The sequence below is a fragment of the Endozoicomonas sp. PH6C genome, assembly GCF_059322965.1.
Window position 1 is genome coordinate 4,860,731 of sequence record NZ_CP185342.1, and the last position, 12,350, is coordinate 4,873,080.

The 12,350-nt window shown below is 48.8% G+C and carries 14 protein-coding genes; 8 read left to right on the forward strand and 6 right to left on the reverse strand.

Features of this window, described 5'->3' with window-relative positions:
* Window positions 1-34: 34 nt before the first annotated feature.
* From tnpC to ACOMG9_RS18030, 4 genes are all read right to left on the reverse strand, one after another.
* Window positions 35-1,750 (reverse strand): IS66 family transposase, encoded by a 1,716-nt coding sequence (tnpC, locus tag ACOMG9_RS18015; protein ID WP_448215655.1) that lies wholly within the window; start codon window positions 1,748-1,750, stop codon window positions 35-37.
* Between the two features lie 36 nt (window positions 1,751-1,786).
* Window positions 1,787-2,155 carry an IS66 family insertion sequence element accessory protein TnpB gene (gene tnpB / locus ACOMG9_RS18020; RefSeq protein WP_448215654.1) on the reverse strand — a complete coding sequence of 123 codons (369 nt, stop codon included), beginning with the start codon at window positions 2,153-2,155 and terminating at the stop codon, window positions 1,787-1,789.
* A complete protein-coding gene (gene tnpA, locus ACOMG9_RS18025; RefSeq protein ID WP_448215653.1) occupies window positions 2,152-2,478 on the reverse strand; it encodes an IS66 family insertion sequence element accessory protein TnpA in 327 nt (108 codons plus the stop codon). The genes tnpB and tnpA overlap by 4 nt, the downstream gene beginning before the upstream one ends.
* A 688-nt stretch (window positions 2,479-3,166) precedes the next feature.
* The gene (locus tag ACOMG9_RS18030; RefSeq protein WP_494529207.1) at window positions 3,167-3,742 is read right to left on the reverse strand and encodes an IS607 family transposase; all 576 of its coding nucleotides are present in this window, start codon (window positions 3,740-3,742) and stop codon (window positions 3,167-3,169) included.
* A 283-nt stretch (window positions 3,743-4,025) separates the two neighbouring features.
* Here ACOMG9_RS18030 and ACOMG9_RS18035 point away from each other — a divergent pair, with 283 nt between their 5' ends.
* The 7 genes from ACOMG9_RS18035 (at window position 4,026) to ACOMG9_RS18065 (ending at window position 9,848) form a co-directional block, all read left to right on the forward strand.
* Window positions 4,026-4,733: a TIGR04282 family arsenosugar biosynthesis glycosyltransferase gene (locus ACOMG9_RS18035; RefSeq protein WP_448217915.1), complete on the forward strand. Its 708-nt coding sequence runs from the start codon at window positions 4,026-4,028 to the stop codon at window positions 4,731-4,733.
* The gene (locus ACOMG9_RS18040; RefSeq protein WP_494529208.1) at window positions 4,726-5,778 is read left to right on the forward strand and encodes a methyltransferase domain-containing protein; all 1,053 of its coding nucleotides are present in this window, start codon (window positions 4,726-4,728) and stop codon (window positions 5,776-5,778) included. The genes ACOMG9_RS18035 and ACOMG9_RS18040 overlap by 8 nt, the downstream gene beginning before the upstream one ends.
* The gene (locus tag ACOMG9_RS18045) at window positions 5,769-6,698 is read left to right on the forward strand and encodes a radical SAM protein (RefSeq protein ID WP_422476149.1); all 930 of its coding nucleotides are present in this window, start codon (window positions 5,769-5,771) and stop codon (window positions 6,696-6,698) included. Before ACOMG9_RS18040 ends, ACOMG9_RS18045 begins: the two co-directional genes overlap by 10 nt.
* A 27-nt stretch (window positions 6,699-6,725) precedes the next feature.
* Complete coding sequence (locus ACOMG9_RS18050) at window positions 6,726-7,199, forward strand: arsenate reductase ArsC (protein WP_422476151.1); 474 nt, start codon at window positions 6,726-6,728, stop codon at window positions 7,197-7,199.
* The gene (locus tag ACOMG9_RS18055) at window positions 7,187-8,047 is read left to right on the forward strand and encodes an MTAP family purine nucleoside phosphorylase (RefSeq protein ID WP_494529209.1); all 861 of its coding nucleotides are present in this window, start codon (window positions 7,187-7,189) and stop codon (window positions 8,045-8,047) included. Before ACOMG9_RS18050 ends, ACOMG9_RS18055 begins: the two co-directional genes overlap by 13 nt.
* A gap of 2 nt (window positions 8,048-8,049) precedes the next feature.
* Window positions 8,050-8,763 (forward strand): glycosyltransferase, encoded by a 714-nt coding sequence (locus ACOMG9_RS18060; protein WP_494529210.1) that lies wholly within the window; start codon window positions 8,050-8,052, stop codon window positions 8,761-8,763.
* A gap of 83 nt (window positions 8,764-8,846) precedes the next feature.
* Window positions 8,847-9,848 (forward strand): D-alanine--D-alanine ligase family protein, encoded by a 1,002-nt coding sequence (locus ACOMG9_RS18065; protein ID WP_448217918.1) that lies wholly within the window; start codon window positions 8,847-8,849, stop codon window positions 9,846-9,848.
* Window positions 9,849-9,850: 2 nt separating this feature from the next.
* Here the strand turns inward: ACOMG9_RS18065 and pth are convergent, their stop codons facing one another.
* Both pth and ACOMG9_RS18075 read right to left on the reverse strand, forming a co-directional pair.
* Window positions 9,851-10,444 (reverse strand): aminoacyl-tRNA hydrolase, encoded by a 594-nt coding sequence (gene pth / locus ACOMG9_RS18070; protein ID WP_448217919.1) that lies wholly within the window; start codon window positions 10,442-10,444, stop codon window positions 9,851-9,853.
* Window positions 10,445-10,498: 54 nt separating this feature from the next.
* Window positions 10,499-11,131 (reverse strand): 50S ribosomal protein L25/general stress protein Ctc, encoded by a 633-nt coding sequence (locus ACOMG9_RS18075; RefSeq protein WP_448217920.1) that lies wholly within the window; start codon window positions 11,129-11,131, stop codon window positions 10,499-10,501.
* Between the two features lie 552 nt (window positions 11,132-11,683).
* Here ACOMG9_RS18075 and ACOMG9_RS18080 point away from each other — a divergent pair.
* Window positions 11,684-12,349: a hypothetical protein gene (locus ACOMG9_RS18080; protein WP_448217921.1), complete on the forward strand. Its 666-nt coding sequence runs from the start codon at window positions 11,684-11,686 to the stop codon at window positions 12,347-12,349.
* Window position 12,350: the final 1 nt, after the last annotated feature.

Sequence of the window (12,350 nt, forward strand, 5' to 3'; positions counted from 1 at the left end):
AAACCAGCGTACTGGCTGCCGCCCCCAAGATTTCTTATTCTTTGCCTGTCTTAACATTCCAGGGGAGAAGCTGTTCCAGTTTCTCAACGGTATCGGCGTAAGGCAGCTCTTTTAAAATATGGTTCAGGTAATTGAAAGGCTCCAGACCATTCACCTTTGCGCTTTCAATCAGGCTGTATAAAAGGGCACTGGCTTGCGCCCCTTTTGGCGTGTCTGCAAACATCCAGTTCTTGCGGCCAATAGCGAAGGGGCGGATGGTGTTTTCCGCTGCGGCATTACTGATATCCAGGTGGCCGTTGTCACAGTAAACGACCAGTTTTGGCCATTGGTTCAATGCATAGCTCATGGCTTGGTGCGACAGGCTGCCCGGGTCTAGCCTGGTTATGTTTTTCTCCAGCCATACATGAAAGTCGTCCAGTAGTGGCTTACTCTTTTGCTGACGCAGGATGGCTTTTTCTGATGGAGGAAGATCTCCTATTTCTTTCTCAATGGCGTAAAGCTTACCGATTTTGCCTAAAGCGACATTCGCCTTGCTAACGCGGGTGTTTTTCACCTTTTTGCCCGGTTTGGCTTCGCCCTTCCTGGCATCCAGAAATTTCCTGCGAACGTGGTCGAAGCAACCCGCCTGGGTGATGCCTTCTTGTTTGCATACAGCGTCGTAACTGGCATACCCGTCAGTTTGCAGGTAACCGCTGAACCCTTCGAACAGACGCAGGGGAACCTCCTTGCCTCTTGAGGGATCGTATTCAAACACCACCGATGTTTGTCCGGGTGGCCCACCAAGGCTGACCCACATATATTTGTCAGAGTTGATGGACTTGCTGGTTTCCTTGATCACCTGAATTCGGGTTTCGTCAGCATGGATCACCGAACCGGTCTTTTGATGATCTCTCATCAAATTGATGAGTGGCCGCAGTTCTGTAGACAGCCGAATCAAAGAGTTGGCCATCGTCGTCCGGGTGACAGAGCCACCGTATCGCTTGAGGATATTCTCTTGCCTGTACAAAGGCAGTGCGTCGCAGTACTTGGAGACAATGATCCAGGCCAGTGTGCAAACAGAGAGTGAAGATTTGGGCAGTGGGTGTTTTGGCAGCTCTGCAACTTTAATGACCCGCTTCTCCTGTCCATGCTCATCGACTTCTGGAAAGACTGCTTTCTCTTGCAGAATTTCTTTCACCTGAACCTTGGTCGGAACGATATCAAGCTCTTCACGGACTTTGACAAAGAAGGTATCAATGGCTCCGGCTTTTTCTTCTTCACTGAGTTCAGAGCGTTCCTGCACTCTGGGCAGAGACTCTGAAAATGACTTGCGCCCTGTTTTCTTTTTGCGTGGTTTTGGAGGCTCTTGCTCTGGCTGACCTTCAGCTTCGTCTTGCTCTCCGGTGCAGCCTTCCAGCTCCACCTCGTTGAAAATGTCGACCTGGCTGTTGTTTTTTTCAGTGCTTCTTCCGTACAGGCGGGATCGGGAGAGCCTCAGGTACTCTTCCAGTTGCGCAATGCGTTTTTTTTGAGAATCGATGACCTCTGACTTCTTTTGAATAATGTCGTCTTTTTCAAGAAGGGCATTTTCTTTTTCAAGAAGGGCATTTTCTTTTTCAAGAAGGGCATTTTCTTTTTCAAGAATGACACTTTCCTGCGAATGGATCGCCTCAAACAAGGCGACCATTTCAGGGTTAGTCTCAGCCTGATGAAAGGGCAAATCCAGTGCGGATTTCGGCTGAAAAATCAGAGTGTCGGCGGTCGATTTCATGGTCGCTATTTTACCATAAAACCCTGAAAAACAGGACTAAAAACAGCTCTCATAATGCCTTTTTTTATGGGGTTGCATGGCATTGAGATTGTAGCCGTCCAGCAGCCAGTTTAATTGTTTCCCGGTTAATGTAACCAGCTCTTCGTCCGGTTTGGGCCAGTGGAATTTGTCCTCAGACAGGCTCTTGTAATAAAGCACAAAACCATTATCTTCCCAGAACAGGCACTTGATTTTATTACGCTGCCGGTTGGTAAACGCATATAAATAGCCGTCAAAGGGGTTGTGCCCCAGCTCTTGTTCAACCAACACAGCAAGCCCACGAAATGACTTGCGAAAGTCAATCGGCTCCCGGTAGAGAAACACCTTTGGTAATACCTCTGACGGTCGCATAACCGGGGTGTTCATAGCATATCCCTCACCAGTTGCTCACAAAGCGACAGGTTACTTTCATCAATACCGGACACTGTTACACCACTGGGTAGGGTGATGGAGAGTGGTGTTATCCGAGAAGGCGCACCAGGTTCTGGTTGGGGTGTTACCTGGACAAAGCCAGAGTTGTTCGGGGTCGGTTTTACGCTGGGGGTTGTGTCGAGTTTACGCTTCCAGTATCCGAATTTGGATACCCTTATACCATGCTGTTGGCACCACGCACTCTGAGTCAAACCTGAATCCCGCCACGACTGAACACGCTCTAGCCATTCACTGTCTGCGGGTAATTTCTTTGACATATTGGCCTCCTTATATCGGGAGGCTAATCATTTCAAATGGGGTTTTGATTCTGAAGGGCGTGGGTTTATTTGGCGTTTACGTTTCATCAGTGGGAACAGCTTTGTTTTTGCAACGTTATTACCCGCTATCAATGCCTCTTTTTCGCTGTAGCAAGTGGCAAAGGTGTGAACTCCGGGGTCAACTCCAACGCATCTAACCTTCCCTTGGATTTCGGGATTTAGCTCAATATGTTGTTGAACCTGAATGAACCAGCGACCTTTGTCGTAGGTTACGACACAAGATTTACCAATCGCTTCTGCTGGCACATCTTCTGTCAGGTGAATCTTGCCAAGAGCCTGTACGCAGGGATTTAACCCTTTTGGCAAACGGTCAATAGAGAATGAGTGCCTGCTACCTTTGCGGCTTTTGAAACTGATTTCTGCAAAGCCCTCTTTAGCTCCCTTGAGCTTCTTGTTGTGCTTGCAAACCGCTTTGAATGTAGCCGCTGCCGCCAGTGTTCCATTATCAGAAACAATCGAGTTATAAGCCCTGCCACTTTCTTTTTGCTCCTGCTCCACTTGAGCTTTAATGGCGGGTCGCATGTTGATGAATTTTCCGCTGGCATCTTTATAGTCATCATTGCGGAAACGCTCAACAGCAAGGTTGTACGACCTCCGATAGAGTATCAGGGCATCGTGATAGGCTTGCTTATTCTCTGGGTAAAACCTGATCTTTTTTGACGCTACTCTCTTTGCGTCCTTTGCGTCTTTTAGCAGATCGCTTCCCGTAGTGGCTATTGCAGAATGAGGTAATGAAACCGATAAGCTCTTGGGTGTCGAATGGCTCACAGGCGTTATCCGGGTCATCCAAAACTTCGATTTGTCCTCCCGATAATTCAACAAGCCATTTGATGAGTCCAAACCCTGATCGGGCAAGGCGATCTTTTGTGGCAACCACAATATGGGTTGGATTTCCGCACACCGCTGATTCCAGAATGGTTTGCAGTCCTTTTCGCTTAAAGTTGAAAGCACTGGCAATGTTGCTGATAAATTCTGCATCAGGGTGCTCTTTGAGTAAGATACGCTTTTGCGTGTCAATGCTGGATTTTTGCTTTCCAGAACTCACTCTTGTATAGCATATCTTCCTTTGCTGGTTAATGAATATGCGGAAGTGACCACCACTTGTTTGCTTCATTTTTTCGTAGTGACCGCTTTCGATCTTGCGCCTCATAGTTTGGCTGGTTACGCCTTCAATCTTAGCGAGCTTTGTAGTTGAAACCCACAAGATAAATTCACCTTTTGACGATTTATCTTGTGTCTGGCGTAATTGATTTTGCGATTGTTGCAATTTTATTTGACTGCTCTTTCCGGATTTATACTGACTCACATCAGAACGCTTTCCCTACCGGCAGAACAACACCCGGCAGGTTAGCCAGACAACCCTGAAGAGACCTTTAAAAAAAACCGCAGCCTTGAATCCAAACAACTGTTTCCGCAGTATAGTTACGCAATAGCAGGCCGGAGTCTGGCTCCTGCGACCACATAAGCGAAATTAAAATCAAAGAATAATGACAAGCTACGAACCAAGTCTGATAAAAAAGGCAACATTGATACTTGTGTGCAAAAAGCCCGCCTTACACCAGGGAAAACAACGCCTTGCTGCTGACATGGGAACAGAACAGGCTCTGACGGTTGCTCAGCACCTGCTAGCCTGTGCACTGGAAGATTTATCAGAGTGGCCAGGCCAGAAAGTTATTGCTCCCTCTCATGAAAGCGACTATGACTGGGCCAGTCAGCTTCTGAAGGGCAACGACAACCTGGTAGTACCCCAGGGCTCTGGCAACCTCGGTGAGAGACTGAACCACATCGACAATGAGCTGAGACTTCAGGGAAAAGAAAACCTCATCTATATTGGCAGTGACTGTCCGACACTCAGCCTCAAAGACCTCTCTGACACGGCACAAAAGCTCAAGACCTATGACACAGTATTCAGCAAGGCCAGTGATGGCGGCGTCACCATCATGGCCAACCGAACTCATTGGCCTGACCTTTCAAAGCTGCCCTGGAGCACAGGCTCTCTGGGAGTGTCACTGACGAGTCTTTGTCGTCAATCCCGCTTATCCGTCGGCTACGCTCCTTCTGGCCAGGATGTTGATCATTTAAAAGATTTGCTCGGAGTGCTCCCCGAACTGAATCGTGATAATCGACCTGCCCGAAGGGCTCTGTCAAAATATATTCAATCTATTTTCAAGCAAGGAAAAACCTCTCATGCATGAAACAGTACAGAATTACTATGGCAAGACTCTGCAAGGCAGCGATGACCTGCAGACCAATGCCTGCTGCACCAATACAACCATGCCACGCCACCTGAAAAGTGCCCTTGCCAATATTCATGACGAGGTTCTGAGCCATTACTATGGCTGCGGACTGGTCTGCCCTGAGCAGTTGCAAGGCGCCAGAATACTCGACCTTGGTTCCGGATCAGGTCGTGACTGTTATGCCCTGGCTCAAATGGTCGGAGAAGAGGGTTATGTCGTCGGTGTCGACATGACAGACGAACAGCTTGCGATTGCCAACCGACATGTCGAATACCACCGGGAAAAATTCGGCTATGCAAAAGCCAACACCGAATTCCACAAAGGCTATATTGAAAAACTGGATCAACTGAACCTGGAAGAAAACAGCTTCGACATGATCATTTCAAACTGCGTGATCAACCTTTCTCCGGACAAGGAAGCAGTGTTGAGAGAAGCCTGGCGTCTGCTGAAACCAGGCGGTGAACTTTACTTCTCTGACGTCTATTCTGATCGCCGCATTCCTGCTGAACTGGTCGATGATCCGGTGCTTTACGGAGAGTGTCTCAGCGGTGCCCTCTACTGGAATGACTTTTTGAATCTGGCCAAAAAGGCCGGTTTCACTGACCCCAGACTGGTGGAAGATAAACCTGTCACTATCAATAACCGTAAGATTGAAGCTCAGGTCGGTGATATCCGGTTTTTCTCGGCGACTTATCGATTGTTCAAACTGCCAGAGCTGGAAAGTCATTGCGAGGACTATGGACAGGCTGTGATCTATAAAGGCACGATTGATCACCATCCCAACACTTTCAATCTGGATGGGCACCACCCTATTACCAAAGGCAAGGTTTTCCCGGTTTGCGGTAACACCTGGAGAATGCTGCACGATACAAGATTCCGTGAACACTTCGAGTTCATTGGTAACTTCAGCACCCATTATGGCATTTTTGATGGCTGCGGAACCTCGCTGCCCTTCTCATCTTCCACCCATGAAAACAAAGGAAGTGATGGCTCATGTTGCTGACAGGAACGCCTCCAGACACTAAAAGCCAGGATTGGCACTTTACGCCTGATGGCAGCCCCAGAGGTTATATCAAACCTCATCAACTGAAAGAGCTCTGGTTTCATACCGGAACCCGTTGCAACCTTTCCTGCAGCTTCTGTCTGGAGGGTTCAAGTCCGGCCAGCAAGAGGCTGGACGCCCCGACTCTGACAGAAGTAAAACCCTACATTGATGAATCACTTGAACTGGGGGTTGAACAATTCTCTTTTACGGGAGGAGAGCCTTTTGTCATTAAAGACATTATCCGAATCCTGGACTATGCCTCCCAGCATCGCCCCTGCCTGGTTCTGACTAATGGCACGACCCCCATGATCAAAAGGCTTGATGAGCTGACTCGTTTGAGCAGTAACCCTTACCCCATATCCCTGAGAGTCAGCCTGGATCATCCAAACGCTGAACAACATGACGCAGGACGAGGTGAAGACAGCTTTGCCATCGCTCTTTCAGGACTGAAACTACTGCATGAAAATGGCTTTAACATCTCCGTCGCCAGACATATGGAAAAAGACGAAAACACGGCAGTGGTTGAACAGGCCTTCAGAGATCTTTTTGAACTGAACGGTTTGCCCATCAACCTGAAACAGGTGGCCTTTCCGGATTTCCTGCCTCCCGGTTCTTTACCGGATGTTCCCCACGTCAGCACAGACTGTATGACCCGCTATCAGACAGAAGAAAGTCGTCGTCAGTTTATGTGCGCGTTTTCCAAAATGATGGTCAAACAAAACGGGCAGATGCAGGTTTACGCCTGCACACTGGTGGATGATGATACTGAGTACAACCTTGGCAAGAGTTTACGGACGAGCCTGAGTGAAACCATCAGTATGAAACACCACCGTTGCTACAGCTGTTTTGCTTTTGGCTCTTCCTGCAGCGAACTCTGATTGTCTGCTCAATAACAGGAGATTTTGATGGCTAAAACCCGGATACTGTTCCTCTGCACTGGCAACTCCTGTCGCAGCCAGATGGCGGAAGGCTGGGCCAAAAACCTGCTCCCTTCAGGTTATGAAGCATTTTCCGCAGGCATTGAAGCCCACGGGCTCAACCCATCTGCAGTCAGGGTCATGCAGGAAGCTGGCGTTGATATCAGCCGACAGCAGTCGCAAACCCTCGATGATCTGGGTCAGGAAGATTTTGACTTTATTATCACCGTTTGTGATCACGCCCACAAAACCTGTCCAACACCCAGACAGGGGCAGATCATTCTCAAGTGTTTTGATGACCCTCCCCGGCTGGCTGAATCGGTGAAAACAGAAGAAGAATCATTAACAATCTATCGTCGTGTAAGAGACGAGATCAGAGCATGGGTCAATCAGCTTCCCAGCCTGATCCAACAGATGTCTGATGAAAAACACAATGAAAAGGAAACCCAATGCTGGCAGTGATTGGTGGAACAGGCATCTACAGCCTGGATGGACTTGAAGTATTAAATGAGCAGACGATTGAAACACCTTATGGCCCTCACTCAGGTCCAATAACAACAGGTCTTTTTAATCAACAAAAGCTGTTGTTCTTGCCCAGACATGGAAGCGGCCACCAACTTCTGCCTCATGAAATCAATTATCGGGCCAACATCTGGGCATTAAAAAGTCTGGGTGCGACCCGGGTGATAGGCCTTTCTGCGGTTGGCAGTCTGCAGGAGGAGATTGCGCCGGGCGAATTATCGCTGGTCAGTCAGTACTTCGACTTCGTAAAAGGACACCGGGAAAAAAGCTTTTTTGGTAACGGTCTTGTCGCTCATGTCTCCACCGCAATACCAAGCTGTCATCAGCAATCAGAACAACTGCTCAATGCTGCTAACCTGGCAGAAATAGGACTGCATACAGATAAAACCTATGCCTGCGTTGACGGTCCCAGGCTGGGTAGCCGTGCAGAGAGTCTGTTCCTGAAAAACGCCGCTCAGTGCGATGTTGTCGGCATGACTAATGTGCCTGAAGCGTTTCTGGCACGGGAAGCTCAGCTTTGTTACACAACAATCGCTATTGCCACTGATTACGATTGCTGGAAAGATGACCCTTCAGCCCACGCCAGCGTTGAGCAGATCATTGCCAGATACGGCAAAAGCCTGTCACTGGCTAAAGCGTTGTTAGGGCAATATCTGAAACAGCAGGAAGAAACACCTCATGACAGCACTTATTGCCAATGCAGGAGCGCACTGAAATCAGCAGTACTCTCTCCTGAGAACAAGCTTGGCCAGAAGCAGAAAGCATTGCTGGAAGTGCTGCAAAGATAATTATGCCCAGCCTATCTGTAATCGTGCCACTGGGCCCTGGTGAGACGCAGTGGCCGACGCTTCTTGAACAATTTAGTCTTCTTCCCGCAGGCAACGAGGTGATCCTTGTTGGCTATGACGACGATCAGCGTCCTGCCAATCTGGATCAGCTTCCGGACCCTTTGCTTCACCTCAGGTGGATTTGGTGTACTGCAGAACAGGGACGTGCCTGCCAGCTCAATGCAGGTGCAGAGAAAGCGACAGGGAATCACCTCTGGTTTCTGCATGCAGACACAGTATTGGACAAAAAGAACATCCAAAGCTTACTGAATGCCATTGCTCAATATCCCAGACACTTGCTCTACTTTGATCTCTGGTTTTACGACAAAGACACTTGCTGGTTATCCATCAACGAATGGGGAGCCAGATTCCGCTCCGATATTCTGGGATGCCCCTATGGAGATCAAGGGTTTTGTCTCAGCCGGACACAATTTTTCGACCTCAAGGGTTATCCCACCGGCACTTTCTACGGTGAAGATCATGTATTTGTCTGGAAAGCCCGACAAAACAGGATCCTTCTCCACTCCTGTGGCACCAGGCTGGGTACCAGTGCAAGAAAGTATCATGATAAAGGCTGGCTAAAGCTGACCCTGAAATACCAGCATCTCTGGCTTAAGCAAGCGACACCGGAGTTTTTTAAATGGCTCAGGGTAAAACTGGACAGGGGAAGGGCATGAACGGATTCATTAACCTGACTGGTCAGATTTGGCTTATGTACTAGGCTTGACTGATCATAGCCCTAACAAAAGCCATCAGACGAATGCCCAACAAAAGCAAAACTGTAGCCGTCATCTGCGGCGGCCTGTCTCCCGAAGCCGATGTATCCAGACTCTCCGCAAGCCGAATCACGCCCTGTCTGGAAGAACATTATGGCAGAGCCATCCACCTGGAGCTCGACGAAACGCTTCCGGAACAACTCGTAGCCCAACAGGTTGATGTTGCTTTCCCGGTCGCCCACGGTCCTTATGGTGAAGATGGCCGCCTGCAGGGGCTTCTGGATATTATGGGCGTTCCCTACGTAGGTTCCGGAGCCCTGGCAAGCGCCTGCTCTCTGGATAAGGTGGTTACCAAACGTCTGCTTCAGTCTGTCGGCATCACAATGGCCAGAGACAGAGTCGTCTATCGCAGCGAAAACTATGAAGATGCTACTCTCGACTGTATCGAATCCCTTGGGCATAAGGTCATCATCAAGCCGCCTGGTCAGGGTTCCGGTATTGGCGTCCAGTTTGCCATGGGTTATGAAGACCTGATGAGCAAGCTGAAAACCGGCCTGCAAATGGATGAAAAACTATTGGTTGAAGAGTTTGTTGCCGGACGCGAAATCACTGCCGGTATCCTCCATCTGGATGACTACCAGACCCTGCCCGTTACCGAAATCACCACACCAGACGGTGCCTGGTATGACTATATACACCGCTATACACCCGGTCTTAGTGATCATGTGATTCCCGCCAGAATCTCGGATGAGCAGTATCGAAAAGTTCAGCAGATTGCACTGAAGGCACACCAGATTCTGGGCTGTCAGGACCTGAGTCGCTCTGACTTTATCGTTCCTGAATCAGGAGAGCCAGTCTTTGCAGAACTCAACAACCTGCCGGGAATGACCCCAACCAGCCTGTTTCCGGACGGTGCCAGACATGCAGGAATACCCTTTGATACCCTGATCTGCAAACTGGTGGATCAGGCTTTGAAACGGGGAGAAAGCATTCGCAAAAGAAGAGAGTACTGGCCAATCCCGAAACTGAATATCAGGCCACCGTGAAGTCAGGCTTTAAAGGTATGTAACTCTTGAACGGCCTTGGCACGAGCACCATTAAAGGCCTCGGGGGAGATGCGGATGGCTTCGTCAATCACCGAGTCGATCTTCAGTCGATCCGACACGGAGGGCTTGTTCAGCACATAATTAATCACTTCCTTGCTCTGACCCGGATGACCAATCCCCAGACGCAAACGCAGAAAGTCCTTGTTATTTCCCAGCGCTGAAATAATGTCCCGAAGGCCGTTGTGTCCACCGTGGCCACCGCCCTGTTTCAGGCGACCAATACCCACCGGCAAGTCCAACTCATCGTGAACAACAAGAATAGATTGAGGGGGAATCTTGAAGAAGGTACTGATAGCGCCCACCGCCTGACCACTGCGATTCATGAAGGTGGTCGGGTTTAGCAGACGGACATCCTCTCCAGCGATGGTAATGCGGGCAGTCAGACCAAAGAATTTCTTCTCGGGTTGCAGGCTGACGCCGTAGGCTCGAGCTAACTGCTCCACATACCAGAATCCGGCATTATGGCGAGTATCATCGTATTGAGCACCGGGGTTGCCGAGTCCGACAACCAGCCTGATCGAGTGATCCTTCGCCATAATATCCTCCATAGCCCTGACCTGCGTTAACAGCGCGGGGCCATAAAAAGCTGATTACTCTTCGCCGCCTTCTTCTTCAGAGGCTGCTTCTTCAGCTTCTTCTTTGCCACCACGGGTAGTCTGAACAGATGCAACATCCAGATCATGACCTTCGCCCTGCAGCAAAGCAACCAGTTCAACACCCTCAGGCACGGTCAGGTCGGTCAGGTGAATATGACCACCCAGCTCGACATTAGCCATATCGACTTCGATGAACTCAGGCAGATCAGCAGGCAGACATTTAACTTCTACTTCAACACGAGCGTGAGTGATAGCGCCACCGGCTTTGACACCGACACAGCTATCTTCGTTCAGGAAGTGCAGTGGGATGTGCGTGGTGACCGCGTGAGCAGCGTCAACGCGCAGGAAGTCCAGGTGCATGGCATAGTCTTTTGCAGGGTGACGCTGAAGATCCTTCAGAATAACCTGCTGGGAAGCGCCTTCTACATCCAGGGTAACGATCTGGGAGTAGAAAGATTCAGATTCCAGTGCCTTACGAATAGCACGGGCTTCCAGAGTAATTTGAGCAGGTTCCTGCTCACCACCGTAAATAACGGCAGGTACCAGTTCTGCACGACGCAGGCGGCGGCTCGCACCTTTCCCTACGTCCTTGCGTGCAACAGCGCTCAGAGCGATAGCTTCAGACATTTTTCTTTCTCCAAAGGAATACCCTGATATCTTGCGACCAGATACCGGGGCTTTAATAAAGGCGCCATATCATACCGGCAATTGGGGCAATTGCAAAAAAAGTTTGGGTTTTACAGCAAGTCACCAATATTTCCCTAAATGTCAGTCGGAGTGGTAAAAGACAGCTACTATGTTAACCGCGAAAGAAAACCATAAGCGGACATGGGGAAGCCAATGCAGCTCAGCGTTAACATCCGTAACCTTTCAACTCGCTCCCATACTACTGCATCGGAGTGCGGTCGGCCCACGATAACTGCGGGCTTGCCTCGGGGTAGTTCATTCGCCAGATTTTTCGGTGTAGCCTGTGTTCTTTTAACGTTTATCTGTATTCAGGCTTATGCGGAGGATTTGTCGCTGACACTCCCGGACAGTGCCTACAAAGGAGATCATGTCTCATACAGTCTTTACTGCGGTTTGGATGAGTCGATCCAGCTCGAGCTCAAAATCGGTGATCACTGCGTATTTTCTTTTGATTGCTCTAACATTCGGGATGGCCGATGCAATAAGAACCTGATGCAAGGAGAAGGTTATAATTGCGCAGCATTATCAATCGATCATCGCTATTACCCGGTTTATAAAACGAAAAAGATTAATTCTAACTATTCACAAGTCAGCTGTGTCTCTGGAGTGGGTTGTTCAAATAATAAGTGTCTGAGATGCACGTATGCGCAGGCTTATTGCTCTATCCCTAATGAAGTGGGCTGCCCCAGAAAGAAATGCCCTAAAGGACACTGTGTCATCAGAACGGTTGGTTATATTGCTTATAGTCACATCAGTTTTGATTTTACGATGCCAGAAGGCTCTGTGACGCTGAGCAACTTCCATTGCAAAAAAAATACAGGTTCGAGCAAGACAAAAATCGAAAACTTTGTCATAAAGGACAGTTCTTCCAGCACAATAACCGGAATCAATATCAGTTGTGGCGAAAAAGGCAACCCTGTATTGAAATGGCAAAAGATTGATCCTGCTAATACTGGATTTATTTCAGTGGATCTTCCAGGGCAAGTGGATTCATTGATAAGGCCTGCCAATGAAACTGAGTTGCAAATTCTTGATTTCATGGAAAGCCGATCTCTGTCAAGTGGTTTGATCAAGCTAAAAACCATCTTCTTTACACGAGAAGGCAAAAGATATGGTAAAGAAGCAAGCGTATTCTTTAATGCAAATTCCTGTCATTAAA

Bases quoted from the DNA above. Each gene is read 5' to 3' on its own strand.
- tnpC (WP_448215655.1), bottom strand. From the start codon at position 1,750: ATGAAATCGACCGCCGACACTCTGATTTTTCAGCCGAAATCCGCACTG.
- tnpB (WP_448215654.1), bottom strand. From the start codon at position 2,155: ATGAACACCCCGGTTATGCGACCGTCAGAGGTATTACCAAAGGTGTTT.
- tnpA (WP_448215653.1), bottom strand. From the start codon at position 2,478: ATGTCAAAGAAATTACCCGCAGACAGTGAATGGCTAGAGCGTGTTCAG.
- ACOMG9_RS18035 (WP_448217915.1), top strand. From the start codon at position 4,026: ATGACAAGCTACGAACCAAGTCTGATAAAAAAGGCAACATTGATACTT.
- ACOMG9_RS18040 (WP_494529208.1), top strand. From the start codon at position 4,726: ATGCATGAAACAGTACAGAATTACTATGGCAAGACTCTGCAAGGCAGC.
- ACOMG9_RS18045 (WP_422476149.1), top strand. From the start codon at position 5,769: ATGTTGCTGACAGGAACGCCTCCAGACACTAAAAGCCAGGATTGGCAC.
- ACOMG9_RS18050 (WP_422476151.1), top strand. From the start codon at position 6,726: ATGGCTAAAACCCGGATACTGTTCCTCTGCACTGGCAACTCCTGTCGC.
- ACOMG9_RS18055 (WP_494529209.1), top strand. From the start codon at position 7,187: ATGCTGGCAGTGATTGGTGGAACAGGCATCTACAGCCTGGATGGACTT.
- ACOMG9_RS18060 (WP_494529210.1), top strand. From the start codon at position 8,050: ATGCCCAGCCTATCTGTAATCGTGCCACTGGGCCCTGGTGAGACGCAG.
- ACOMG9_RS18065 (WP_448217918.1), top strand. From the start codon at position 8,847: ATGCCCAACAAAAGCAAAACTGTAGCCGTCATCTGCGGCGGCCTGTCT.
- pth (WP_448217919.1), bottom strand. From the start codon at position 10,444: ATGGCGAAGGATCACTCGATCAGGCTGGTTGTCGGACTCGGCAACCCC.
- ACOMG9_RS18075 (WP_448217920.1), bottom strand. From the start codon at position 11,131: ATGTCTGAAGCTATCGCTCTGAGCGCTGTTGCACGCAAGGACGTAGGG.
- ACOMG9_RS18080 (WP_448217921.1), top strand. From the start codon at position 11,684: ATGCAAGGAGAAGGTTATAATTGCGCAGCATTATCAATCGATCATCGC.